Origin of the sequence: Sulfidibacter corallicola (assembly GCF_017498545.1) — a bacterium.
Lineage (GTDB): Bacteria > Acidobacteriota > Holophagae > Acanthopleuribacterales > Acanthopleuribacteraceae > Sulfidibacter > Sulfidibacter corallicola.
This window is the reverse complement of record NZ_CP071793.1, coordinates 9,349,130-9,374,344: the sequence shown is the minus strand read 5'-3', so window position 1 is coordinate 9,374,344 and position 25,215 is coordinate 9,349,130. Positions and strand designations below refer to the sequence as shown.

Here is a 25,215-nt window from a genome sequence, read left to right as displayed (position 1 = left end):
TCGGTTCGGGTTTGCTATTCAGAGAACTATTTTTCGGGTAGAAAGAATGGTCGGGATGAAGGGCCGGTGTTCGCCATAAGCCGGATTTCTCTCTTTGTGTTCTCCGTGGACTCCGTGGTGAAAAAAAGCAGAAGGGCCGTATCCTCCGCAACTCCGAGAACTCAACCACCGGGGAGCCCGGACACCAGGTCGACCATATCCAGAACCGAAACCGGTAGGCCCGTGTCCGGGTGATCTTCCAGCCACAACGCCACCAGTTCGCCGAGTCCGGCTGCGGCTTCCTCGCTCGTGTTCTCGACGGTCAAGGGGTTTTGCATGTAGGAGGAGGCGGTGGGCCCGTCCAGCGCGCCGGGTTCGGCCACGTAGAACCAACTAATCAACTCCGCTTCGCCGCCCAGCGGGTTTTCGAGCCGTACCCCGTTGTCGCCGTACGATTCCTGGTCGCCGGTGTCGACCGTGCCGTCGGCGGTGCTGCCGTCGGTGCGGTCGTGGTAGTACAGCGTGGCCGTCTCGGCGATGCCCGAGAAGCGCGCGGTCGTGATCAGCGACCAGTCGAGGCTGGTCACCGAGGCCCAGTAGTTCGTCTGCTGCTCGGTCGAAAGGGTCGTGTCCACGCCGCTGTCATCCATGCCGTCGACCGGAATCGCGGTATTGTTGGGGTTGTCGAAAGAGGCATCCGCTGCGGCGGCGGTCAGGTCGTAGGAGAGCCGAAACCCCGTGACGCCCATCGAGGCGTCCACGGTCAAACTGGCCGGTGGCGCGCCGAAGAACGATCGATAGAAATACTTGGTTTCGGTGTACGGAATGGTGGTGGTCAAAATACTGACCTCGCGCTCCACGATGCGAATCACGCGGACCTTGCCTGCGATGGTGTGCAGTTGTTGCGGTGCGAGATCTTCTTCGGTCAGGGTAAACGGAAACGCCAGAATCTGACCCTGGATGCGAATCTTCTCGCGGTCCAGGATGTCGTCCGGTTCGGCGTCGGGTGCACCCAGTCGCAGCTCGTCGATCATGAGCAGGGAGTCGTCGAACCCGGCCCGGTAGGCTTGCGATTGAATCAGGTCCGCATCCGCGTCGTAGGTCATGTGCCCGGGTACGTCGTCGTGGAGGAGGGAGGAGGAACGGTAGAGGTAGAACGTGGTGGTGCTTTCGGTCACCGGGTCCGCCACGTCGATTCTCTGCCGGGGGAAGCCGGACGAATCCGGGTCGGAGAGCCAGGTGGAAATCATGACCGGTTGGCCGCCGTCCTGCGGTTGGAATACCAGTTCGTCGTTGGCGTCCCAGGCCCCGTCGTCCGGGTTGGTGTAGGAGCCGTCCGGATCTCTCTCGTCCACCTGAAAGCCCACCTGGTGCCATTCCCCATCGACGAAGGCCAAGAGGAACATTTCGGCCACGGGGACCCCGGTCCAATCGGGCAGTCGTTCCCCCGTCAGGATCACCGGCTCGTGGGCTCGAACCTGTGCTTGGAGGTGAGAGTTGGCGAAAAGGAAGGAGAGTAGGAACGTCGTTGTCGCGATGGATGTTCTCATGGGTGTGCCGCCCTTGTGCGATGTATGGGGAACGTGCCGGACGAGGACGCGGTTCCTGGAAACGAAGCGTACCACGCGTATGGTGCTCATGGCGTCCAGGGGCTGGCCTGGGAACCCGAAATGAAATTCTGGAGTCCCTGTCATGCGCTCTCGGCAAATCCGGTTTCGGTCGCGAGATAACCGGCTTCAGTTCAATGCCTGCAAAAAAATGTTCTTGCCGAGGGCTGAAGCCCGATACCGTGCCCATCCGACAAATCAACCGGGTTGCGATCATCCTTCCATTGCTGGATGGGCGCCCTTCTAAATTCGGCCCAGAAAACGCAGCTTCCGTTCGGTGTACTTGCGGGACAGGTAGAACGACCAAGTCAGCGGCAGGAGGCCCGAAGCCATGACGGTACTGATCCGGCTGTCGCCACCCGCCAATTCGGAAAGCGGGACACCGATCCAATCCCACAGTTGGGGAGCCTGACCGGCCAAGATCAGCACGACCAACAGGCCGCCGATCTTGGCGCCGTTGACCGTGGGTTTGCCGGTGAAGGCGTTGATGCCCTTACCCATGAAGGTACTTGCCGCCACGATGCACAGGTTGAGCAGGGTCAACAGGCTCCAGATCGCGGATCGTGGCGCCAATTCGATCGGCTGTTCCTGTTCCCGGAACGAGGCCGCGAAGTTGTCGAAGTTCTGCGGCGAATGGCTCGTCGGCATTCGGGTGTAGAGGCTGTAGCAATAGGGACCCGTAATGAAATAGGCGTGAATCGCCTGGCGCTCGCCATTGGGCAGAATCTCCTCCACGGCGACCCGATAGGTGTTCTTTTCCGGCAGGTTCTGCTTGCGGTAGACCAGATTGGCGAGCTCGGCCTGGGGATTGGCGATGGATTTGGCGTGTTGCTTCAGCCAACGCTCCAGCGCTTGCTCGTCATCGACCTGGCAGGGACTCTTCTGAGCCTTGATCCAATAGCGCGTGCCGCTGGTGTCAAAGGTGGCGAAGGTACGGCCACCACTGGCGTCGGCCTGCAACCATTGCCAACTGGGGCCGGGTGCGCGAATGGAAAAGTTGAAATCGGTGGCGACCAGGCGACCACCTTCCAATTGATCGACGGGAATGGGTTTCCAAAAGACCAGTGGATCTTTGATGGCTTGTGGGAACCAGTGAACCCAGATTGATATCAGTACGCCTAGGTACATTGCCTCAAAACCCTCATCAAGCGAAACCTGCAGGTGCCGTCTCTCAGCGCGCGACGAACCGAATGGGTTACCTTCGATGTGCGTCGCAGTCCTAGTGTTTCAAGCCAATTCGAGACTTTGAAAGTTGTCTAAAAATCTTTACGACACCGTTTTCAGCACCTACCATAGCCGCACTTTGGCATAGACGCAACCCTTTCATCTCAATTTGTTTTTAAATGCGAGACGAATTACGACAATCCCTTGGGAAGACAGGTTTTTGTTGAGATGGTAGGGTTTGAAATGCGTGAATTTGACGACTGATTCGGGTGGTTATCCATCGGTGTTTTCGCGATGTCCATCCGCCGTTGTCTCTATTTGGGAAACGCTCCTCAATTGGAACCTTTCTTCGCGGCGTGCACGACCTAATAATCATTGGCATTTCGTGATTAATGTAAAACTATTTTACAAATTTTTTTCACGATGTTTTCTTTTATGCTAACGTGCTTACATTCTCGAATCTGGTTCTTGGTCGCTGCTTTTCCCCGCTGGGTTTGGTTGCCGGCTTTTCCTCGTTCTCCCGCACCGCACGTTCATCATTTCATTTTGTCGTTTTTTTGGCTTCGCGGGATGGTGGAGGGGAAGTCGTGACGTGCCGTGGGCCGATTCGTGTGTCCTTCCATTTCTCGATGTCACATTTCGTTTTCTAATGAGGAGAGAACAACGTGAAGAACCACCTGTTGACGGTGTGCCTGGCAGCGCTATGTCTGCTGGCACCGCTGGCTGCCGGTGATCTCGCGACCCAGGAAGGGTCGGTGTGGATCACTATCGGTAACGAAAAATTAGGGACCCTGACCGAAACCCTGAGTAAAAGAGGCTGGAACGCCAAGACGCACCTGTTCAAGACCGACGGCGACGTGGCGGTCGCCCTGATTCCCTCGCGCCACGTGATGGAACTCAGCCAGGCCATTCACCACGAACACAAGCGCTGTGGCGGTTACATCGTTCACGAGACCCGTGAAGCCGCGTTGAAGGCGCTCGACAATCCCAAAATCGAACGCGGCATGAACATGATGTTCGCCGACTATTCGATCGACAACCCCGCGGTGGTCCAGGCCCTGTTGGAAGATCTTCAGGAGACCAAGATCGAAGACACCATCATCCATCTTTCGGACTACCACACCCGCTACTACACCACCCAAACCAGTGTGGACGCCATGAACTGGCTCAAGGAATTGTGGGAGAGCTACGCGAACGGGCGTGCCGACGTCACGGTGGAGTTTTACAGCCATAGTTGGCAGCAACCCAGCCTGATCTTCACGCTGGAGGGTTCCGATCTTCCCAACGAAGTGGTGGTCGTGGGCGGCCATGCCGATTCGATCGCCGGATTCGGCGGCTCGGGTCGGGCACCGGGGGCGGATGACGATGCCTCGGGTATCGCGACCATCTCGGAGATCATTCGGACGGCGATGGTGAACGACTTCAAGCCGCGCCGCACCATCAAGTTCATGGCCTACGCGGCTGAAGAAGTGGGTCTGCGGGGATCCGGGGCCATCGCCAGTTCGTTCAGCAGCAACAACACGAACGTGGTCGGGGTCATGCAGTTGGACATGACGGCCTACAAGGGTTCGCAAAACGATATCGTGCTGATGACCGACTACACCAACACCGCACTGAACAACTTCGTTTCCAGCTTGATCGACACCTACGTCGGCGTGCCCTGGGGCACCGATGCCTGCGGTTACGCCTGCTCCGATCACGCCTCCTGGACGAACAACGGCTTTCCGGCCTCCATGCCGTTCGAAGCGCAGATGGGCGATCATAACTCGCGTATCCACACCGCCAACGACACCCTGGCCAACGCCGGCGGCGATGCCTCGCACGCCTTCAAATTCGCCAAGATGGGGGCCGCCTTCATCGCCGAGCTGGGTAAGGGCGATCTGTCCGGTCCCGGCGATCCTCCGGGTGGCGACGATCCGGTCACGGAGAACTTCAGCGGCAGCCTGGCACGGAGCGAAATGGATCACTACGGTCCCTTCCAGGTCAAGGCCGGCACCGAGTTTCGCGCCCAGATCACGGGCACGGGCGATGCCGATCTCTACGTGCGTTTCGGTGGCGCCCCGACCACCAGCTCCTACGATTGTCGGCCGTACCTGAACGGTTCCAGCGAAACCTGCACCCAGAACGTGCCCAACGGCGTGACCGAGGCCTACGTCATGGTGCGGGGCTACACTTCGGCGACCTACGACCTCGCGGTCACCTACACCAAGGGTGACGGCGGTGGGGGCGATCCCCCCGGCGGCGACGAGCCGGTCACCGAGAATTTCGACAACAACAGCGTGGCGCGTGGTGTCAACGACAACTACGGGCCCTTCAACGTGGTGCCCGGAACCGAGTTTTCGGCCGTCATCGCGCCTACCGGCAGCGACAACGGCGATGCGGACATCTACGTGCGCTTCGGTGCCGCGCCGACTACCGGTTCCTACGATTGCCGTCCCTATCGCAACGGCTCGAACGAGACCTGCACCGATACGGTCCCGAGCGGTGTCACGCAGGCCTACGTCATGGTGCGCGGCTACACGGCCGCGGTGTACGACCTGACGGTTTCCTACACACGGCCCGGTAATTAACCGTCCTTTTCCAGCCTTCAGATGGGCGCGTGTCCGTGATTTCGATCGCGGCACGCGCCCTTTTTTGGGTCGGATCAAAGGAGGCCGGCCCACTGTCCCGAAAAAGAAACCAAACCGAATCACTTTGGATTTTTCACATTCAGCGAAGGTCATGATATCGAGAGAGGCGGGCTCGCAGTGGATGGTGCGAAGGCGGTAATCCGGAGCTTCATATAATAATGAATACATAAACGAGCCCGAGCCTGCACCCAACCGCACTTCCAATATCGGACACCCGCTCGGATATTCGAGCGCACCAAGGGTTGGCCTTCATCGAGATGCCGGTGACCAAAACCGAAGGCCGCGATATCGCCTTCCGAACCCCTTATTTCTTGTTGCCCAGGCGGAACGGAATGTGGTGGACGGTTTTGTGTTCCGCGGCCTGCGGGCCCTGTTCGATATGGCCTCCGTACCATTGCACGCCCGGCCAGGCGCTGAGCCCGTGGGCGATGACGCTGACCAGAACGACGATGACCGTGACATTGAAAAGCATGTGGCGATGCTGGAGTTCGGCTTCTTCCAATAGCAACAACCCGTAAATGATCGAGGCGACGCCGCGGGGTCCGAACCAGCCCAGGAAGCCGATGGTCGCCGGCCTGAGTTTCATCCCCCAGAGTGAGATCATGGTGGGGATCATGCGAATCGCGGTCAGGCTGAGCACGGCATACACGACCGTTTGCAGATCGATGTGGGGAAGCGCCGGCGGAACCATCAGCGCCCCGAAGAAAAGGAAGGTCAAGAGGGTGAGCAACTGACCCTCGGCTTCGCCGAACTCGACCAAGGCCTCGCACGGTTCGCGCAGCGTGTTGCCCAAGGCGGCACCCGCGCAGAATGCGGCGATGAATCCGTTGCCGCCGATCAGTTCCGCCCCGGCGAACGAAAGTAGGGCCAAACCCAGGGACGAGAGCCCGATGAAGGCGTGGCTCATCCAGCCGCTGTGGTGACCCCAGTCGACCAGTTTCCCGCCCAGGTATCCGATCGCGATGCCGGCGATCGGTCCCAGGGTGAGCTGCAGGAAGGCGAGTTTGAGAAAATTGTTGTCGTGACCGCTTTCCACGTGCATCGCGAGGCAAAGGAAGAACAAAAGCACCGGAAGGGCGAAGCCGTCGTTCAGGCCACTTTCCACATTCAGGGCCTGGCGGATCCGGATCGGCACCCGTTCGCTGCTGACCACCGCCTGGCCGAGCGCCGCATCGGTCGGCGCGAGGACGATCGCAAGCACCATCGCGTTCCAGAAGTCCAGTTCGGGGAAGAGTGGCAGGGCCACCAGGGCGCCGAACAGCATGCACATCGGTAGGCCCAGCGCGAGCATGCGAACGGGAATGTCGTGTTCCTTCCGCAGCCGGGTCACATCGATGCGCGACGCATCGGTGAACAGGACCAGGACGAGAGTCAATTCGGCCAGGAGGTGGATCAAGTGGTGATCCTTCTCCATGTGGATCAGGTTCAAGGCGCCCGGCCCGATCAAATAGCCGAAGAGCACGAACAACATGGGCGGCGTGATGGCCGTGGTTTCAATCCGTCGGGAAATGGCTCCGAAGGCCAGAATGAACAAGGCAACGGCAAAAAAGGAAAGGTGTTCCATGAGAGAATCCCTCTTCGATCGCGTACTTCCCGAAATGGAGATAGCGTCGTTTCCGGTTGCGGGCAGGTTTCATGGGGCAACGCCGAAGCGGGCGTCGCGATTCCCGACGCCATGCGAAAAGATCCCGGAGCCGGCGCCGCTTGATGACCGAGTGTTGGAATGGGTAGCGCCAGTATGCCATGTTCAGACTGTTTTGGGGGAACCATTCGGGTGTGGGCTCGTTGTCTCGATGAACCCCTGTGCCCAGCGGTCCGGTTTAGCGGGAATTGGCGATCGAAGCAGGCTCTGTCCACCTTGGCGACGGCGATCGAGGGGGTCGGGCGCCTTGTGAAAGCATCGAATCGGGAGGATCTCGCCCTGAACCCAAAGGCAGTTCGTCGATCCCGATCGGATGTGGCTGTGGAAGTTCAACGCCGCGTCACTGCTCGGGCCAAGGCAGGGTCTCGAGAGAGAAACGAATCAAAGCGAATCGCCTTGGAAGGCCCGCATTCGCGGAGGGGGGTCGCCGAAGTATGTGTCGGACCCGCCGAGGGAGTCGGGCAGACATATTTGGCGACATGTGCGTAATTCTCGCCTGTTGGGTTTTTTACCTTTATCTTCGGGTCTTACATGGGACGGTTCATGGCCGGCATCGACTGAAACCGGTCCCGCTCCGGGCCGCCACGCGGCGCGACCCGGATGACTGGGTTCCAGGTTTCTTTTGGATCAGATGATCGTGTGAATGCCGTCCAGTTTGATGAGTTCCAGGAATTCGGCGCGCGTCTCCGCATTGCGGAAGCAGCCTTTCAGCGAACTAGTGATGGTATCGCTATGGTGCTTTTTGATGCCCCGCTGAAACATGCACAAATGGGAAGCCTGAATGACACAGGCGGCGCCGCGTGGGCTGAGGGTTCGCATCAGGGAACCGGTAATTTGGGTCGTCATGCGCTCCTGCACCTGGAGGCGACGAGCGAAAACCTCCACCAATCGAGCCAGTTTGGAAAGGCCCACAATCCGTGATTCCGGAACGTAGGCCACGTGCGCGACTCCGAAAAATGGCAGCATATGGTGCTCACACATGGAGAAAAAGGGGATGTTGCGTTGGAGGATCATTTCGTCGACCTCCTCGCTGCCGTCCTTGAAGGTCTTGAGTACGGATTCCGGTTTGATGGCGTATCCGCTGTACAAATCTTCGAAACTCCGCAAAATGCGATCGGGCGTTTCCAGCAAACCCTCGCGGTCCGGGTTTTCGCCGATGTAGGTCAGGATCGTTTTCACGGCTTCGCGAACGTCTTGCTGACTGGCCTCGCGACGTTCCGTATCGTTCTTGTTCGACAAACTGGGCTCCTTGCTAACCCACCCGGAGCCTGTGGATCACGTCGATTCCGGGTCGGCGATTCGAATAAGGGGCCTATTGTAACTCGGAACCCGAGAAAATCGACCTTTGGCCGTCGATTCTTGCGAATTTTCGCCGCGAGCAGTCTCCGGATCTCGTGATGGGTCGGTTGTCGGGTCGAACTATTGTCCAGGATGTTTCCAGGGTTGAGGGCCTGAAATCCGCTGGGGTTTCGATGCCGCTCGTCGGGCGCATCGAAACCCCTATATGCGGATTTTCGCGTGCAGGTGTCAGCTTGCGGCAGAAGCCTGCTTCAGTTCCTGCACGGCCTCGTAGGTGCTCGCCATGGTGGTGGTGGGATTGACTTTACGCCAGATCTTGCGGATGATGCCTTCCGGATCGATGACGAAGCTGTCGCGGGACAACCCCTTGAATACCTTGCCGGCCCATTCTTGGTCGCCGTACACGCCGAGTGCCGTGCTCAGCTCGCCGCCCGTATCTGCGATCAACGGGAAATTGAGCTGGAACTTGTCTCGGAAGGCGGCGTGTGAATCCAGGTCGTCCATGCTCACCCCGTAGACGGTGATATCCGCCTTGGAAAAATCCTCGATGCTGTCGCGATAGCTGCAGGCCTGTTTGGTGCAGCCAGGCGTGTCGTCTTTGGGATAGAAGTAGAGAACGGTCCATTTTCCTTTCAAATCTTGCGGCAAATTCAAGGTTCCGCCTTGCGAGTGGGAAAGCTGGAGCTCGGGGAGTTGTGTGCCGATCAATGGTTCGTTCATGGGGACTCCTTCTTGTACTTGTTTTGTGAAAGGGCGAAGAAAAGAGCGGTGACGTTTTTCCGATCCGAAGAATAGATCGATCGACCGTCCGGCTGTACATCGGCGTGCCGGGGGCCACGAATCGGGGCACCTGACCGAATACGGAGCCTTGTGGCGGGCTCGTTCGGGTGTCCGGCCCGAAGTGTGTGATTCGGGTGGATGCAACCGGATAACCGAATCCCGCCCAATATACTGAAGCGAAACGCGTTGGGAAATGCGCGGGTCCAGCCTTCCGGGGCGTGCTTGGAAAGGAGGGGGCCTCCCGCTCGAGCATTTTCACGATGCGTTGCAGCCCAGTGGATTGTGCGGGTTCGGCCGCTCGAGTGCGCCGCCGAGGATCGCTCGACTTGGGTCTGAACACGGTTGTCAAAAGATCCCCTATTTATAGCGTAGTGCCCGTCCAGAAACAGTCTTTTTTGGAGCGGCTCCTCAAAATCGGCAGGGACCCCAATGCGAATCGGTATCGGCAGTAGAAATTCGTCCAATCGCTTGGCGACTCATTTTCGAACGAGACTCGAGATCGTGCCCATTAAGCTGTCTGCAAGCTACGGAGGGAGCCTCCCGTTCCTGGGAACAAGGCCTGGGAGCGAGAGACCGGGGCCCGGGGCATCGATGTTTGATATTGGCTAGACAATACGCGGTGGCCTCGTCAAGTCTATTTTGCGGTGTGTTTTCTTTTATAGATTAAACAGTTTGTAATTAACTACTTGAGAGAAGGCGTGCGTTTTGGGTGGGATCTGGAAAGAATCGTGACAAAATTTGGTAAAAAGCGCTATGATCCTGGAACAATGCAGTTGCCTCTTTCGTTTATCCCCGGAAACGAGGGAGAATGGCTCCCAGGAACATTTTCGTACAAGTTGCTCATCTCTTGGAGGACACCACATTATGCTGAAACGAGTCGGGTTGTTTTTCTTGACAAACCTCCTGGTCGTGATCACCGTTTCCCTGATCCTCAATATCGTCCTGCCGATGTTCGGCATTCGTTTACAAAACACGACGGGTCTCGCCATCTTTTGCGGCATTTTCGGCATCAGTGGCGCCATGATTTCCCTGTTCATCAGCCGCTGGGCGGCGAAAAGGGCCTACAACATCGAAATCCTGCCCGAGGGCGATCCCCTGCAGCGCATGGTGGCGCGTCTCGCTCGCGAGGCCGGCATCCCGGTCCCCGAAGTGGGTGTCTATCACTCGCCCGAACCGAACGCGTTCGCCACTGGTCCCTCGAAGAGCAGTTCGCTCGTGGCTTTCTCGACGGGCCTGCTGGACCAAATGCGCGATGCGGAAGTGGAAGCCGTGGCGGCCCACGAGGTATCGCACGTGGCCAACGGAGACATGGTCACCATGGCGCTCCTGACCGGAGTCGCCAACGCATTCGTCATGTTCTTCGCGCGCATCGTGGCCATCGGGATCGATTCGTTCCTGAGTGGGGACGACGACGAGGGCGGTCTGGGCTTCTTCGGTTACATCATCGTGGTCATGGTCCTGGAGTCGGTATTCATGATGCTGGCCTACATCCCCATCGCCGCCTTCAGCCGTTGGCGCGAGTATCGGGCCGATGAAGGCGCCGCGCGATTGACCAGCAATCGTTCCATGGCCAATGCCCTGGCCAGTCTCAAGAACGTCAGGCCCTACGGACGGGAATCGGCGGCCATGGCGCTGCAGAAAATCAGCAGTCCCAAGCGCGTTTCCCTGTGGGCGACGCACCCTTCGCTGGATGACCGCATCGCCCGCTTGAACGCGATGTAATCCACTGAATCCTAGATGTTTAAATAAAACGAAGCGGACCCCGAGAGGTCCGCTTTTTTAACGGTGTCGTCGAGGGGATCAGGGAAGATCCGCCGCGTCCGAGAGAGGGTCCTCTTCCTTGTCGAAGGAGGGAACCTGGTTGCAGTTGGTCGCATCGACGAAATCCAGCACGTCGATGACGCCGTTGCCATCGAGGTCGAAACGGCTGTCGAAGTTGTTGGCGTCGCGCCAGAGGTGGCGGAATTCGGTGAAGCCGGCCAGGACGGTCAGGTTCAGCGTAATGTCGTGGGTCAGGCTTCCCGAAGTGCCGACGACGCGAATCGCGGTGGCGCCGAGTGCCGCCGCTTCGGTCGTGTTCATGGTGACCGTGACCGTGCCGGGCGGGGTGAGCGGTTGGTTTTCGATGGCACCGCTGAACCCGGTGGGCAGCGGACTGGGATCGAAGGCGAAGGTCACCGGATCGTTGAAGCCATCGATGGCGCCGACCGTGATTTGCACCGGATCCAGCGAACCGCCGCGGCAAATGTTTTGGGTCGTGTTGTTTCCGCCTTCCAAGCTGAAATCGCCGGTGTCGTCGGAGATCACGTTGATTTCACGGGTATAGGCGAGGGTGCTGCCGCCGGGGCGGTTGTCGGTCCAGATGGGTCGCACCTCGTTGCCGACGATGGCCATGCCGTTGTAGTCGCCCCACTGAAAGCCGTCGTCGAAATAGTTGGAGCTGACCGACGTGATGCGGGTGGGTGTCTCGAACGTCTGGCCGCCGTCCTTGGAAATGCTGTGGTACATGTCCGGGTTGCGGCGTTGGGCGTCGTTGCGCGTGTCGTAGTACACCACGTGAAGGTAGCCGTTGCCGTCCACTTCCATCCAGGGATTGAAGCGATCCACGGTCTGGATGTCGTTCGTTTCGTGCGGCGACGAGAACTGCCAGCTCTGGCCGCTGTCGGCGGACCGGGCCACCACGATTTTGGAATGGTTGTTGGTGGCGGAACCGGTGGAGGCGTTGTCGTGATCGCTCCAGCAGGCGTAGATGCGGTCGTGATAGGTACCGCCCGTCAGGTCGGTGGTCGCCGAGACGTAGACGAACACGTTGCGACTGTCCATGGCCGGGATCGGGTATTCGAACTGGGCGTTGGTGTTCGCAACCGAGATCTTGGAACCGAAATTGGCCCCGCCGTCCGTCGATTTGGCGTAGTAGATGGTGCCGCTGGTTTCCGGCCAGAAGTGATAGACGTGACCCGAGGCATCGGACGTCACGTCCGAGCCGATCGCGTTGCCCGAATCGTTGTGCACGAAGATGCTGAAGTTCTGGCCGTTGTCGACCGAACGGGCCAGGCGCATGACGTTGCCCTGGTGCCAGCTCACGTAGATGTTGCCGCAATTCGGGTTCGTACCGCAATTGTAGTGATCCACGTGAATGTATTCCTTGTCGTCCGCACCGGAAGAAGAGATGGTGGCCGTACGCGTCCAGTTCATGCCGTTGTCCGTACTGCGGTAGAACCAGACACCGCCTGCGGCCCCGAGCGTGACGCCGTAGGCGAGGGTGCCGTCGGGCGACCAGGCCATGGTCGGGTCACAGCAGGAGTCGGCGATCGGGTTGGCCCCGCCGCTGGGGGTCCAGGTCGCGCCGCCGTCGTTCGAGTAGTAGTGCCATTGCCCGCCGTTGCCGTTGGCGCCGGCGATCACCAGGCTGTCGTTGACGGGGTTGATGGCGATCGCCGTTTCGGCGGCGTATTCCGGCGAAGAGACGCCGACTTCATTGCCCAGGTTGATGTCCGAGCCCTTTTTCCGTTCGAGAACCCGTTTCCCATCCTGAATGAAGCCGCCGTAAATCAACTGGAACCGTTCGGCGCCGGATCGCGGGTATTGGCACTTACCCGCCTTGAGGAGCTGCGGGTTGTTTTCGCGCAGCTCCACGCGATAGAAGATCGGGATGTTCTGTCGGTCTTCGAAGTCTTTGGGGGGCAGCTTGTCCAACTGTTCCTTGGTCAAGCCTAGGTTGCGATCGTCCCATGGAATGCTTGCCGCCACGGAATCGGCATAGAGACGGTTGTAATCCACTCTTGGGTCGGATCCCAGACGATTTAAATCGCCTGATTGAGTCCAAGCCAGGGTGGTAAATCCGATTATACAAAATACCAAAGCGGTCTTGGCAACCGACGTTTTGTACATGTTCATCACCTTACCTCGTCCATAATGATGCTCACGGTCAACTATGAAATCCGAATACGCAGGACCATAAAAATAGCCCTACTCCTCTTCTAGGCCTGCCCAACTTTCTTGGTCGGGCCTGTCGTTTTTGTCGTGAGGGCGTTGGCATTCAGGTCATTTAGCGTTCCATCGAGTGAGTGCAATCCTTCGTCGTGGCTTTCGGCGATGGGGGAGAGGTGCCTTTTATTATCGTTTCGTTCACGCGTCTCGTTTTGGTGAATTCTGACCTGAATTCGATGAAATCAGGATGGATCGGGTTGGCGATCCTCCCGCCCATCGAGGCGGTGCAGCCAGTCCGAGCATTCCTCCACGCCGGGTTGGATGCCGGTGGCCTCGTAGAGTGACCGGGCTTCCCGCCACAGGTCGATCGCCGAAGCACGCTCGTTTTGTTGGCTTTTGAGCAGGGCCACGCTGCGGATCGCGTTGGCCAGCTCGAGTGGCGAGAGGTCGTCCTGGGTTCGATAGATTTGCAGGGCTTCCTCGTAGAGGGGTTCGGCCTTTTCCAGTTGCTGCAGATCCAGATGGATGTCGCCGATATGACGCAGCGCGTGCGCCAGTGATCGGGTCGCGTTTCGCTGCCTGCAACCTTCGGCGGCAGCGGTGTACCATGAAATCGCTTCCGGCGCGTCGCCGCAATCCCGTGCGACTTGGCCCAGCATCGCTTGCGCGGACGAGATACCCGGTCCGTCCGCGTTGGCTTTCGCCGCCTCCAGTGCCTGCCATGCGGCATGCCGAGCTTCGTCCAAGCGGTCGTTTCGTCGCGCCGCGCGTGCCTTTTCGATCAGGGCGGTTACTTGGCTGGTCACAATGCCTCCCTGAAGACCGAAGTGGTCGATGGTGTCGGAGTTTCTGAAAATCGGTGAATCTGCAAAAATGTTATACCCGACGGCCGCCGCAGTAAAGCGCTTTGGCCGATCGGTGTGGGATTGGAACGCCGGTTTCTTGCGCGGGAAACGTTGGACCCATCTCTGGCCAAAAAAAGGCCCGTTCGCGAATCACACCGATTGACACGCATAAAAAAAGCATCCCCGGATCCCGCATTCTCGCTTGTTTTGAAGGACCGGCGGTACTATGGGGACCCTTTGGTGTTTTGGCCACGAAAGACACGACAACGCTGGTTGAAGCCACTCCAACGGTGTGGCTCCACCGAGAGGTTCCATTCTTGTCCACGAATGACCCAGATCGACACGAATCAGGAATCATCCTGGGATTCTGTACCCTTCCTCTTCCAGAGATAAATCGAGTTTAATACAAAGAAATTAAGATACTTACCATTCAAGCACCGCCAAAGGACCCTTGGGTCGACATGCTCGAACGAATGCATATTCGTGTCATCCGTGTGATTCGTGGACAGTTCTTTCCTGCTGACCAAGAACGACCCGGATAGTTTGGCGAAGGATGCCGGGAGTTTCCTTTTCCTGCCCCGTCGAGGCGGATCGACGAAAACACCCAGTGGGTTTTCGTCGATCCCGAGCCGACCGGATCAGGATCCGGGTGTGATGACCAGGGTCGTGAAGGTTGCCTCGTCACCGCGGCGCAGTTCGATCTTGTATTCACCCGCGATTGCGTAGCTCGATCCGTTGGCGCCCACGTGGAAGTGAACATCCGGTTGGTCGGCGGCCGCTTTCTTGGATTTCTTTTTCTTGCGTTTGGTGGTTTTCCCGGCCTGTTGGGGCGTGACCTGGAAATCCCAATCCAGGTAGTTGATGCCGCGCGTGGCCTGGACTTCCCGTTCGTGTACCTTCTCGCCGTCCCGCGTGATGACCACGCCCACGGTTCCCGGTTCGCTGGCGAGGAAGGTCAGTGTCAGGTGATCCGGTTTCTCGCCCGCGTAGTCCCAGGGCCACATCTTCTGGCCCCAGCCCCGTGAGAAAGGGATCGGTGGCGGATCGTGCACGAACAGGCCCTTGGCCAGGTTGTCTTCGGTGAGGAATTGGGTCGGCTCCAGATCCAGCACGAAGATCGAACGGCCGTGGGTGGCCACGATCAGTTCGTGTTCGCGAGGGTGGATTTCCATGGCGTAGACCGGCACCTTCGGCATGTCCTGATGGTGGGGATACCAGTTGTTGCCGCCGTCGAAGGTGATCCAGAAGCCCACATCCGTACCGAGATAGAACACCTTGTCGTTCTTGGGGTCCTGGCGGATGACGTTGCAGGGTTCGTCGGGCAGGTTGCCGCGCATGTCGCGCCAGGTGGCGCCGAAGTCGTCGGAGGCGAAGACGTAGGTCTTGAAATCGTCGTTGCGGTAGCCCGTCAGGGTGACGAACACGCCGCCTTCCTCGTGAGGCGAGGTCTCGATCGAGCTGACCCACAGGCCTTGGGTCATATCCGCCCCGATTTCGGTCCAGGTGGTGCCGCGCGTGACCCACAGGCGTCCGTCGTCGCTGCCGGCGTAGAGCGTGCCGAAGGTGTGCGGTGACTCGCGCAGGCAGGTGAGGGTGCCGAAGGGGACGTCGCCGACGCCTTGTGGGTCGGTGGTCAGGTCGTCGCTGATCGGTTCCCAGGTTTCGCCCATGTCCATCGAGCGCAGCACCCGGTTGGCGCCCATGTAGAGGATGTCGGGATGGTGGCTTGAAAGCACCAGCGGCGTCATCCAGTTGTATCGCAGCGGTTTTTCCTTGAGTTGATGGCGGGGAAAGATGGTGATCCGCTCGCCGGTCTGGCGATTGGTTCGGTAGTAGTGACCGAACTGGTAACCGCTGTACACCGTCGTGTTGTCGCGGGGATCGACCTGGACGAAGGCGCCGTCGCCGCTGTGCATGTGGTTCCATTGATCGTCGTAACGACCCTGGGCCGAGCTGGACCCGAACCAGACGCCGTTGTCCTGCAGCCCGCCATAGATGTTGTAGGGCGTGGCCATGTCGTAGGCTACGGTGTAGAACTGGCCCACGGCCTGGTAGTTGAACCGTTGCCACTCGCGTCCGGCGTCCCAGCTCATGTTGATGCCGCCGTCGTTGCCGAGCACCAGGTGATTCGGCTTCTTGGGATCGATCCAGAGGGCGTGGTGATCCACGTGCACGTTGGAGCGCATGATGTTGGTGAACGTCTTGCCGCCGTCGGTGCTCTTCAGAAGGGGGACGGCCCCGACGTAGAAGGTGTTCACGTCGACGGGATCGGCCTCGATCAGACCGAAATAGTAGCCGTAGCTCCAGGCGAAGTCGGGAATCGGTTTCTCGTGGGTCTTGGTCCAGCTCAGGCCGCGGTCGTTGGAGCGGTAGACCTCGACGCCGTAGACCTCGCGGTCGAACAGGGCCGAGTTCCCGTCGTAGAGGTAGCCGTGCAGGTCGGCCACTTCGAGCTGACCGGCCATGAGTTGTTCGCGCAGGCGTTCGACGGTGATGTCGCGATGGTACTCGTTCTGGCGCAGGAAATCGGAGATGACCTTGTCGTCAAGGGCCAGGAAGGCCTCCTTGTCCATGGTCGCCAGCTTCTTTTTGGTGAGCGGCCGGGGATCCGGTTCGGGACTGGTGTAGGTGCCCTGATTGTCGACGCAGGCGTAGATCACCGAGGGGTTCGCTTTCGAGATCGAAAGGCCGATGCGGCCCATGTGCTCGCCCTTGGGAAGACCGGTGACCTGTTCTTTCCACGAATCGCCGCCGTCTTCGCTGATGTAGAGCCCGGATCCCTCGCCGGCCTCCGTGAAGTCCCAGGCCAGGCGGTGACGCTGCCATGCGGCGGCGTACAGCCGTTTGGGATCGGTGGGATCCATTTCCACATCGATGACCCCGGTCTTCTCGTCGATATAGAGAATTTTTTTCCAGGTTTTTCCCTTGTCGCGCGATCGAAACAGGCCGCGCTCCTCGTTGGTGCTGTAGAGGTGACCGATCACGGCCACGTACAGGGTGTTCGGATCGGCGGGATGGACGATGATTCGGCTGATGTGATGGCTGTCGTGCAGGCCCATGTTGGTCCAGGTCCGGCCGCCGTCGCGGGTCAGATGGATCCCGGTGCCGGCGTAGGAGCTGCGGCTGGAGTTGTGCTCGCCGGTACCGACCCAGATCTCGTTGGGATCGTTGGGGTTGACCGCGATGGCCCCGATGGTGATGCTCGGGGTGTCGTCGAACAGCGGTTCCCAGGTGGTGCCGCTGTTGGTGGTGCGCCAAAGCCCGCCGGAAGCGTAGGCGGCGAGATAGGTTTCGGGTTTGTCACTGAACCCGATGATGTCGACGATGCGCGCGCCCATGATGCGTGGGCCGACGGAACGAAAGGGCCAGGCGCCCAAAGGGGAGGCCTCGGCCAGTTCCTGGCGTTTCTCGTAACTGGCGAGGCGGGCTTCTGCCGGGGTCGGCGTGGTGGTTTGGCGTAGCTCGCCACTGAACAGAAGGGCGAGACAGAGTTGCAGCAACATGAAGATCTCCTCGTGGGTTAATCGAATGAAGCTCGAGTGGAACTCGAAGGAAACGAGCATGCGGCAATGCGCGCGAATCGAAAGCGCAGGCAATGGAGGGCAACGGAGGTTGCGGGCTGGCGAAACGGCTTCAAGCCTATCACGTTTCCCGCGGTCGTGGACCAGCACGGCGCATCCCGCGGGGGTTCCGTATCGAATGGGACCCGCGCTGGGCGGAGGGCTTGTTCGGATGCCACGGGCACATCCGCAGACGAAAACCAGCGTTCCGGTTTGGTCGCTCCAAAAAAGCCCCTTTTTGGTTGCTCGATAAGGGCTCCGGACCAGGGGGCATACCCAGCTCGACTTCGAGAAAAAAACAACGAGAAGTGAGCCGGCTCGGAGAGCCCCCATGCGCGTAAGAGACGCAAAGCCTGTAGGTTGAGCAGCTTGCTCAACCAATCGAAGCGACCTAGAAAGGTTCAAAATCGATCATCTAGAGATTTTGAGGCCCGACTTATCCGCTTCGCTCTTTTACCACTCGATCTTGCGAAGCGCGGATCGCTTCGATGTGTCGGGCCAGCGGCCATACCGGCCGTGCCCAACCTACCAGGCCTTACCGGCCCTGCACGACGAATCTCTCGGCATTCGGGAACTCTAGACGGATTTGTTTTAAGAGAGCTCCGGACCAGCGGGCAAACCCGCTCGAATTCGAGAAAGAAACAACGCGGAGCGAGCCGATCCGAGGAGCCCCCATGCTCGTAAGAGACGTAAAGCCTGTGGGTTGAGTAAGGCCGGTATGGCAGCTTGCCTTACCGGCCCTGCTCAACCAATCGAAGCGACTTGGCAGAAATTTTCTGCGCCATCGAGAGATCGGAGGTCCGACCTATCTGCTTCGCTCTTTTACGACTCGATCTTGCGAAGCCTCGATTGCTTCGAAGTGTCGGCCGGGCCGGCTTACCGCCCCTGACCAACTTATTTCTGCGCCGACCCTCGAAGCATGCGGGAACTCCTCGTATGAATCACTTCGGCAAGTTCGTTGGGCCGGCATACCGCCCCTGATGCCCCATAGCACGCCGAATCTCTTCGTTCGAAGTGATCCACGCCTCGCAAAGTCGAGTGGCAAAAGAGCGGAGAAGTCGAGCGTCAAGAACTCTCGATGGCAATCCGGCCCTCGGTCTGAACGACGACCATGAAGACAACAGCGGACGGCCATAATGAAAATCGAAAGAAGGGGGCCATGGGGCCCCCTTTTCCGTCAGGAGGTGGGCCTCGGTGGATTGGGTGTCGCCGTCGCCGGACCCGCGCCCGCCGGCGGCGTGCCGCCCGGCGGTACCAGCCAGCCCGTCCCGCCCGTCGGGTCGGAGCGATCCGGGTGGAAGGTGTAGCCGAAGTTGTCGAGCATGGTCAGCTCGCGGTGGGTGACGCTGTCGCCCACGATCGCACCCGTCGTCCGGTCGCGCCGGACTCGGGTCTCGGGATCGTGCAGGTTGCTCACCACTCGGAACGTCTTGCCGTCGTCCACCCCGCCCATGATCCAGGCATCGTTCACCCGAATCGTCCAGGGATTGGAGTTGAGGTGCTGATAGCCCGCCGGGTGTGCCGCCATATGGGCGCCGACGTCGGGCAGGCGACCCATGACCGGCATTTCCGGTCGGTTGCGGGTGTCCTGGTAGACGCGCCAACCCGCCGCCGCATCCTTGATCGGATGGCTGGGATTGGCGAGCGACATGGCCTTGGTGAACCACCCCTTGGTCTTGGCGCGGAAATCGGCCCAGGTGCTCGCGTTGAGGTTCCGACAGGGCAGGCTGGCGAGCCCGAGCGGGTCGATTTCGCGGACGGGGTCCTCGGTGTATTGGTAGGGATTCATGCCGCCGCGAAGGCCGATCGGATCCGGCTGGGTGTAGCGGCCACATTCGGGATCGTAGTAACGGTGGCGGTTGTAGTGGAGCCCCGTCTCTTCGTCGAAGTATTGGCCCGGCAGGCGCAACGGCTGGCTTGCCTCCGTCACGTCCTCGTCGCGCAGGGCGCCGTAGACACCGTGGCTGCCCGACCAGATGATGGTCCCCTCGGGACCGGTCATCTCGCGTGGTAGGCCGCGATGGTCGTTGTGGTAGTACTGGATTTCGCCCGCCACCGCGCGCGCCAACGGACGGAAGCTCCCCGGCTCGTACAGGTAGGTGGTCGGTGACGCGCCTTCCACGGTCTCCTGGACCATCAGGTCGCCGTCCCACACGAAGCGGACCGAACGATCCTCGGAAACCTTGGCGATGCGCCGTCCCAGGGCGTCGTAGTGGTAGTGGGTCTCGCGACCGTCGCGAATGGATCGCGTCAGGTGGTTGAACCCATTGTATTCGAAGGTCACGCTGTGGTCGGTCGCGGCCCGTTCGACGAGGTTGCCGCAGGCGTCGTAGGCGAACCTGAATCCCTCGAAGCCGGCGAGGCGGTTCCCGGTGGCCTCGGTTTCGGGCGGGGCTTGCCCCGAACCCATCAGGTTGCCGGCCGGGTCGTAGTGGAACAACTCTCCCAAAAACCCTTCGACCGACTCCAGTTTCCCGTGCGGGTCGTAACGGAACAGGGAAAGGCCGTGGCGGCTGTCCTGCACCTGACTCAGCTTGCCGCTATGGTCGTATTGGTAGTACCGATCCAACACCAGGGGATCGCCGCTCCGTTCGGGATGATCCTGGCGGCGAACCTGGTAGTTTTTGAGGCGATCCATCGGGTCGAACGCCAGGCCGACCTCCAGCCCGTTGGCCAGACGGTGGCCGTTGACACGACCCAATCCGTCGCGCACGAAATCGACCAGGCCCTGGCCGTTCCAGTCCATTCCGGCCGAGAGACCGTCCTCGCCATGGCGCTGATCGAGCCGGTCGCCCGAGGGGAAGACCGTCGCGGTGCGCTTGCCCGTCGTGTCGTACTCGTGGCGCAGTTCGCCGTCGTCGCTGCGCTCGCAGATCAGGTTGCCCAACGCGTCGTAGTCGAAGGTCAGCGATTGGTGGCCGTTGGTGGCGCGAACCATCCTGCCGGCCGGATCGTAGCCGTAGGTGGCCTCCTGGACCTGGCGGCCGCTGCGCACCGTGCCGATCTTCTTCAGAACGCGCCCCATGGGATCGCGCACGTAGCGCACCCACCGCTGCTCGCCGAAACGGTGCTCGGTGACGAATCCGTGGGCATCGCGAATGAATTCCTGGACCGAACCGTCGAAGCCGGTTTGGCGCAGGATGCGTCCCTCGCCGTCGAAGGTGAAGCTGGTCTTTTCGCCCTTCTCGTTCACCACGGCGGTCAGGTTGGTTTCCGCATCGTAGGTGAACCCGCGCGTGGCACCCCCTGGCAACACCATCGAGGTCAACAGGCCCAACCGGTTGAAGATCTGGCGCGTCGTCTTCCCGCCCGGATCGGTGTAGGCGGTCATGGCGCCCAGGGGACCGTAGCTGAATCGGTGACGTTGCTTGCCGCCGTCGATGAGCGAGACGGGCTGGCCGAGGCCGTTGTACTCGTACACCAACTGCGCGCCGTCCGGCCGAATCACGTGGGTGACGTTGCCGTCGGCATCGTGACGGTACGCGACCTTGCGGCCCGACGACTCCTTTTTCCAAATCAGGTCGCCGCGAGGGTTCCAGCCGAGTGTGACGGATCCGCCCCCGGCCATGGTCATTTGCGTGGGCAGGCCCTGGGCGTTGACCTCGAAACGGGTCGCGTTGCCGGACGGATCGACGATTTCTTCCACCGAGCCGCGGTCGTTGTAGGTGCGCGTCCAGGTATTGCCGCCGGGATCGGTGAAGTCGACGGGCCGATCCTCACCGTCGTAGCTCATGCGGAACACCTGGCCGCCGGCATTGGTGAATTGGGTGCAGTTGCCGCGCGAATCGTACTCGTAGACCTCGCGCTGGATGCCGGGACCCACCTTCTCGCGCAGGTCGCCGTTCTCGTTGTAGAAAAAGTAGCTGGTGTGGCCGTTGCCGTCGGTGTGGCGTGTCAACTGACCGAAATCGTTGTAGTTGTAGCTGACGCGCACGCCGCGACCGTCGGTCGATTCGCTGCGGTTCTCTTCGGGATACCAGGCGAATCGATAGTCGTAGAAACCGTCGTCGCCCCAGTTTCGCAGACAGCGCCCGTAGATGTCGTAACGATCCCATTCGAACTGGAACCGGAACCCGCTGGCCAATACCCGCTCGGTGATGACGTGGTTGCGATAGCCGTAGCGTTCGCCGCGGTCCAGGCGGTTGCGCACCTCGACCAGGTCGCCTTCGGGGCTGTACCCGTAGGTCACGAAGGCCGGAGCCATGTCTTCGTACGCATCGCCTTCGGGAACCAGGTGTTCCATGCGGCCCGCGTCGTCGTACATCACCCGGAAGCCGCGACCCATGTTGTTCGAAACGTGGGCCAGGCGGTCCTGGTCGTCGCGTTCGAAGGTGATGCGGTTGTGGTGCGGATCCACGTATTCGCTGACCAGCCAGTAGCCGCTCTGGTCCGAGAGCTCGAAGATCTTGTCGTGGGTGCCGCGGCGCTTCAGGCGCAACCGCTTTTCGGACTCCCAGATCAACTCCGTCTTCTCCGAGGCGTGGAAGGCGCTGTCGCCCACGCTCACGAGCTTGGGGAAGAAGATGTTGCGACCTTCCTCGTTGAAATAGACGATGTCGTGCTCGTCGATCCGCATGCGCTCGCAGCCCGGGTAGGTCCAGCCGTGGCCGAGACTCAGGTCGCGGTTGTGGCTGGTGCGGTAGGTGCGTTGCCAACGGAAGGGCAGCGGGCCGTCGATGTCGAAGTCCGTCAGGCCCAGTAATTCTTCGCCGTTGACCATGCTGATGGGACAGCCGTTGGTACAGGTGTCGTTGCGGTCTCTGGCTGGCCTGCCGTTGTCGCCTTCGCTGGGGCGATTGCCGTTGCGGCGGTTGCGGCGATTGCGCAGACCCTTGACCAGCTTGAGCAGGCCCTTGGCGATGTCCATCCAGGAAGGCATCGGGAACCCGCCGATCAGGACGTTGGGCGAGCCGTCGAGGATCATGCCGGGATTGACCGGCAAGACGCACAGGTCCTTACCCATCAACAGGCTTGCGGCCATGGCGGCGGCGTCGTTGGCCAATTGGGCGGCACCCATGGCCGCGCTCAGGGCCAGGGCGTCGGCCATCGCCGAATTGTCGGCTTCCACCGATTCGATCGCGTCGCCCATGGCCGACAGGCCCTGAGCCGCGAAGCCGCCCACCATGATGCCGGTCTGGGCCACGGCGAAGACGGTCTTGGCGATTTGGGCCATCTTGGCCATTTTCGAGGCGGCTTGGGCGGCTTTGGCCGCCCGTTGGGCGCCACCCGCCGGCAGGAAGGTGCAGTGCATGGTCACATCGGTGACGCGTGCCGCACGGGATCCGCCGATGAAGACGTTGGAAGAACCCGTGAAGATCTCGTAGAAGGGCGGCAGGCCGCAGCAGGTGGGGCCGATACCGATGTCGCCGGCACGTGCCGCCGGTTTGCCGTTGATCAGGACCTGCACGCAGTTGCCCAGCATGATCGGTCCCAGGGGCGGAAGGGGAATCGGCGGAATCGGAAAGGGTCCGCTGGGTGGGTGGAGGATGTGGGCGTGGGGCAGCCCCAGGGCCATGTTGCCGAACGTCGCCGCCGGAAACTTCGGCAGTGCGTTGGCGATGACATTGGTGGCTTGGGCGAATCCCAGGTTCACCTTGTCCATCACGCGGGCGGGAGCGCCCACCACGGTGTTGATGCCGTCGGCCACCTTGTGGAGCGCGTTGGTGGGCCGGTTCGGCATTTGGGCGCTGGCGGGCCGCGGATGGCGTTTTTGGAAATTACTCATGCCGAACCTCCCGCCTTCAGGGTCGCCATTTCCGCGGCGACCTGATTCGCGGCCTCACGGTTCCCCAACTGCTCGTAACCCTTCTTCAGCTCTTTCAGCACTTCCTTCAAAAAGTCCGTGTGCTCGAATTCGCGACAGATCAGGGCGGCCGAGTCCCAGCGGTCGACCGCGCCGGTCATGTTCTTCTGTTTCGCGCGGGAGCGGGCATTGCCGTCGATCATGCGCGCGAAGGATTCCGACTCCTGGTGGGCCTGAGCCAACCGAGCCGCCTGCAGATAGGCCTCCTCGGCTTCGGGATAGCGCTTTTGGGCGAAGTAGGTTTCGGCCAGGTTCTTGACCACCAGGAACATGGTAAAGGTCTGCTTGCTCTCGATAGAGGGCGGTACCGCGCACTCGTACCAGTAACAGGCCTGGTCCAGGTCGTTGTTGCGGCGGTTCAGGTCGCCCATGCCCATCATGGACATGGCCTGCATGGCGTGGTTTTCCGTGCGTTGCCCGTAGGCCAGCAACTCCATGAACTTGGATTCGGCGGCGTCCTTTCGGTTGTATCCCGTATCCTTGATCGCCATCATCAAAGTCGCGTTCATGCGGTTCTCTTCCGGTTCCTCCGGGTCCTCGGCCTGATCGGCGAGGCTCTGGTCGATGGTTTCCGGTCCGAAGTCGCAGCCGTAGACCCGCACATTGGGTTGTTTGACCCAGGCGGGGATTTTGTTGTCGGCACCCTTTTCCACCAATTTGGCCAACTTGGCCGAGGATCGGAACATCAGGCGCAACCAGGACGCGTCCTGGAAATGGGCCGTCAATTGTTGGCCCCACTGCGACCAGGTGTCCGCGTTCTTGATTTCCATCGGTGCGAGGACCCACACCAGCCGGTTGTCGCCTTCCGGTGGGAACCAGGCGCGTACGGTGTCGACGGCCTCGGCCATGCGCTCGATGGGCGGGCGTTCCGGATCGAACAGCGATTCGGGAAGGTCGCCCAACGGCACCCTGCCGTCCTTGATCTGCCACTCCACGGCAATCGCGTGTTCTTCGCGAATGCGTTCCATGACCACGTCCGCGAAGGCGTGGGGATCGGTGAAGTTGTCACAGAAGATCATGTACACGTCGTAGGGATTGGAGGCCTCCACATCGCGCAACACCTTGAGGGGATAGGCGATGTCGGTATCCGAACAGGATATGACCATGGTGCGGTGACGATCTTCTTCGACGAAGTGTTGGAATTCGGTGCGCATGGCGTCGAACAGTTTCAACATGGGGAAACCTCCGGCGAACGCAGGAGTGCCAACTCCATGCGCGCCCCGGACCATACCGGTAAAGCGATCCTCATAGGGTGAACCTCGGACTAATTGGAATAGGGATAGGAGGGGTGGGACGTCGCTGCCATCTTATATATCACCTGGCGATAGAAGTGATGAGGCGGCGAAAAATAAACATAATTGGAAAAATTATGGGGCAGGAGTATGCGGAAAAGCAAGCGTCGAGATTGTGAGCTTCGTGACCTTCCGCAATCTAGTGCTCATTCAGAAACGAAACGATCGCAAATGCCGTGTTGGTTCGCGCGGATGGGTTCGCTGGCTGCTCTCTGGAAACGAATCTGTTTGGAGTTCCCGAATGCGGAGAGAATCGTCGTGCCAGGTAGGTACATCCGCCGGATGTACATTTCGGAGTGACCCATGTGAGGAGTTCCGGAATACGGAGAGCATCGTCGTGCCAGGTAGGTACATCCGCCGGATGTACATTTCGGAGTGACCCATGTGAGGAGTTCCGGAATGCGGAGAGCATCGTCGTGCCAGGTAGGTACATCCGCCGGATGTACATTTCGGAGTGACCCATGTGAGGAGTTCCCGCATGCTTTGAGAGTCGAAACTGTAGTAGGTTGGCCGGCCCGGCCGACACGTCGAAGTGGCCCATGCTTCGCAAGATTTAGTGGTAAAAGAGCGAAGCGGATAAGTCCGGCCTTCAGATTTCTCGATGGCCGATTTCGATCTGTACAGGGTCGTTTCGAGGGCGCATGGCGAGGGAAAGGATCGGCTTCGCCCTTTGGCGTGACTCTC

12 protein-coding genes are annotated in these 25,215 nt (G+C 60.1%); 2 read left to right on the top strand and 10 right to left on the bottom strand.

Annotated elements, in window-relative coordinates:
* Window positions 1-161 precede the first annotated feature (161 nt).
* Complete coding sequence (locus tag J3U87_RS28215; protein ID WP_237379132.1) at window positions 162-1,529, bottom strand: hypothetical protein; 1,368 nt, start codon at window positions 1,527-1,529, stop codon at window positions 162-164.
* A 300-nt stretch (window positions 1,530-1,829) separates the two neighbouring features.
* A complete protein-coding gene (locus J3U87_RS28210) occupies window positions 1,830-2,714 on the bottom strand; it encodes a hypothetical protein (RefSeq protein ID WP_237379131.1) in 885 nt (294 codons plus the stop codon).
* A 701-nt stretch (window positions 2,715-3,415) separates the two neighbouring features.
* Here J3U87_RS28210 and J3U87_RS28205 point away from each other — a divergent pair.
* Window positions 3,416-5,320 carry a M20/M25/M40 family metallo-hydrolase gene (locus J3U87_RS28205; protein WP_237379130.1) on the top strand — a complete coding sequence of 635 codons (1,905 nt, stop codon included), beginning with the start codon at window positions 3,416-3,418 and terminating at the stop codon, window positions 5,318-5,320.
* A 364-nt stretch (window positions 5,321-5,684) separates the two neighbouring features.
* On the opposite strand, the gene J3U87_RS28200 is transcribed toward J3U87_RS28205, so the two are convergent.
* The 3 genes from J3U87_RS28200 to J3U87_RS28190 all read right to left on the bottom strand — a co-directional run bounded on the left by J3U87_RS28200 (window position 5,685) and on the right by J3U87_RS28190 (window position 9,041).
* Entirely contained in the window at window positions 5,685-6,944 is a 1,260-nt protein-coding gene (locus J3U87_RS28200) for a cation:proton antiporter (RefSeq protein ID WP_237379129.1), read from the bottom strand.
* 705 nt (window positions 6,945-7,649) lie between these two features.
* On the bottom strand, window positions 7,650-8,261 hold the full coding sequence (folE, locus tag J3U87_RS28195) for a GTP cyclohydrolase I FolE (RefSeq protein WP_237379128.1): 612 nt from the start codon (window positions 8,259-8,261) through the stop codon (window positions 7,650-7,652).
* 288 nt (window positions 8,262-8,549) lie between these two features.
* The gene (locus tag J3U87_RS28190; RefSeq protein ID WP_237379127.1) at window positions 8,550-9,041 is read right to left on the bottom strand and encodes a peroxiredoxin; all 492 of its coding nucleotides are present in this window, start codon (window positions 9,039-9,041) and stop codon (window positions 8,550-8,552) included.
* Window positions 9,042-9,968: 927 nt separating this feature from the next.
* On the opposite strand from J3U87_RS28190, the gene htpX reads away from it, so the two are divergent.
* Complete coding sequence (gene htpX / locus J3U87_RS28185) at window positions 9,969-10,823, top strand: protease HtpX (RefSeq protein ID WP_420038329.1); 855 nt, start codon at window positions 9,969-9,971, stop codon at window positions 10,821-10,823.
* A gap of 78 nt (window positions 10,824-10,901) precedes the next feature.
* Here htpX and J3U87_RS28180 read toward each other — a convergent pair whose 3' ends face one another.
* The 5 genes from J3U87_RS28180 to J3U87_RS28160 form a co-directional block, all read right to left on the bottom strand.
* Window positions 10,902-12,881 carry a sialidase family protein gene (locus J3U87_RS28180; protein WP_237379125.1) on the bottom strand — a complete coding sequence of 660 codons (1,980 nt, stop codon included), beginning with the start codon at window positions 12,879-12,881 and terminating at the stop codon, window positions 10,902-10,904.
* Between the two features lie 392 nt (window positions 12,882-13,273).
* Window positions 13,274-13,837: a tetratricopeptide repeat protein gene (locus J3U87_RS28175; RefSeq protein WP_237379124.1), complete on the bottom strand. Its 564-nt coding sequence runs from the start codon at window positions 13,835-13,837 to the stop codon at window positions 13,274-13,276.
* Window positions 13,838-14,514: 677 nt separating this feature from the next.
* A complete protein-coding gene (locus J3U87_RS28170; protein WP_237379123.1) occupies window positions 14,515-17,379 on the bottom strand; it encodes a WD40/YVTN/BNR-like repeat-containing protein in 2,865 nt (954 codons plus the stop codon).
* 1,234 nt (window positions 17,380-18,613) lie between these two features.
* Complete coding sequence (locus J3U87_RS28165) at window positions 18,614-23,161, bottom strand: RHS repeat-associated core domain-containing protein (protein WP_237379122.1); 4,548 nt, start codon at window positions 23,159-23,161, stop codon at window positions 18,614-18,616.
* Window positions 23,158-24,414 (bottom strand): tetratricopeptide repeat protein, encoded by a 1,257-nt coding sequence (locus J3U87_RS28160; RefSeq protein WP_237379121.1) that lies wholly within the window; start codon window positions 24,412-24,414, stop codon window positions 23,158-23,160. The genes J3U87_RS28165 and J3U87_RS28160 overlap by 4 nt, the downstream gene beginning before the upstream one ends.
* Between the last annotated feature and the right edge of the window lie 801 nt (window positions 24,415-25,215).

Excerpts from the sequence above, each read along its gene's own strand:
- J3U87_RS28215 (WP_237379132.1), bottom strand. The coding sequence starts at position 1,529 with ATGAGAACATCCATCGCGACAACGACGTTCCTACTCTCCTTCCTTTTC.
- J3U87_RS28210 (WP_237379131.1), bottom strand. The coding sequence starts at position 2,714 with ATGTACCTAGGCGTACTGATATCAATCTGGGTTCACTGGTTCCCACAA.
- J3U87_RS28200 (WP_237379129.1), bottom strand. The coding sequence starts at position 6,944 with ATGGAACACCTTTCCTTTTTTGCCGTTGCCTTGTTCATTCTGGCCTTC.
- J3U87_RS28190 (WP_237379127.1), bottom strand. The coding sequence starts at position 9,041 with ATGAACGAACCATTGATCGGCACACAACTCCCCGAGCTCCAGCTTTCC.
- J3U87_RS28170 (WP_237379123.1), bottom strand. The coding sequence starts at position 17,379 with ATGTTGCTGCAACTCTGTCTCGCCCTTCTGTTCAGTGGCGAGCTACGC.
- J3U87_RS28165 (WP_237379122.1), bottom strand. The coding sequence starts at position 23,161 with ATGAGTAATTTCCAAAAACGCCATCCGCGGCCCGCCAGCGCCCAAATG.
- J3U87_RS28160 (WP_237379121.1), bottom strand. The coding sequence starts at position 24,414 with ATGTTGAAACTGTTCGACGCCATGCGCACCGAATTCCAACACTTCGTC.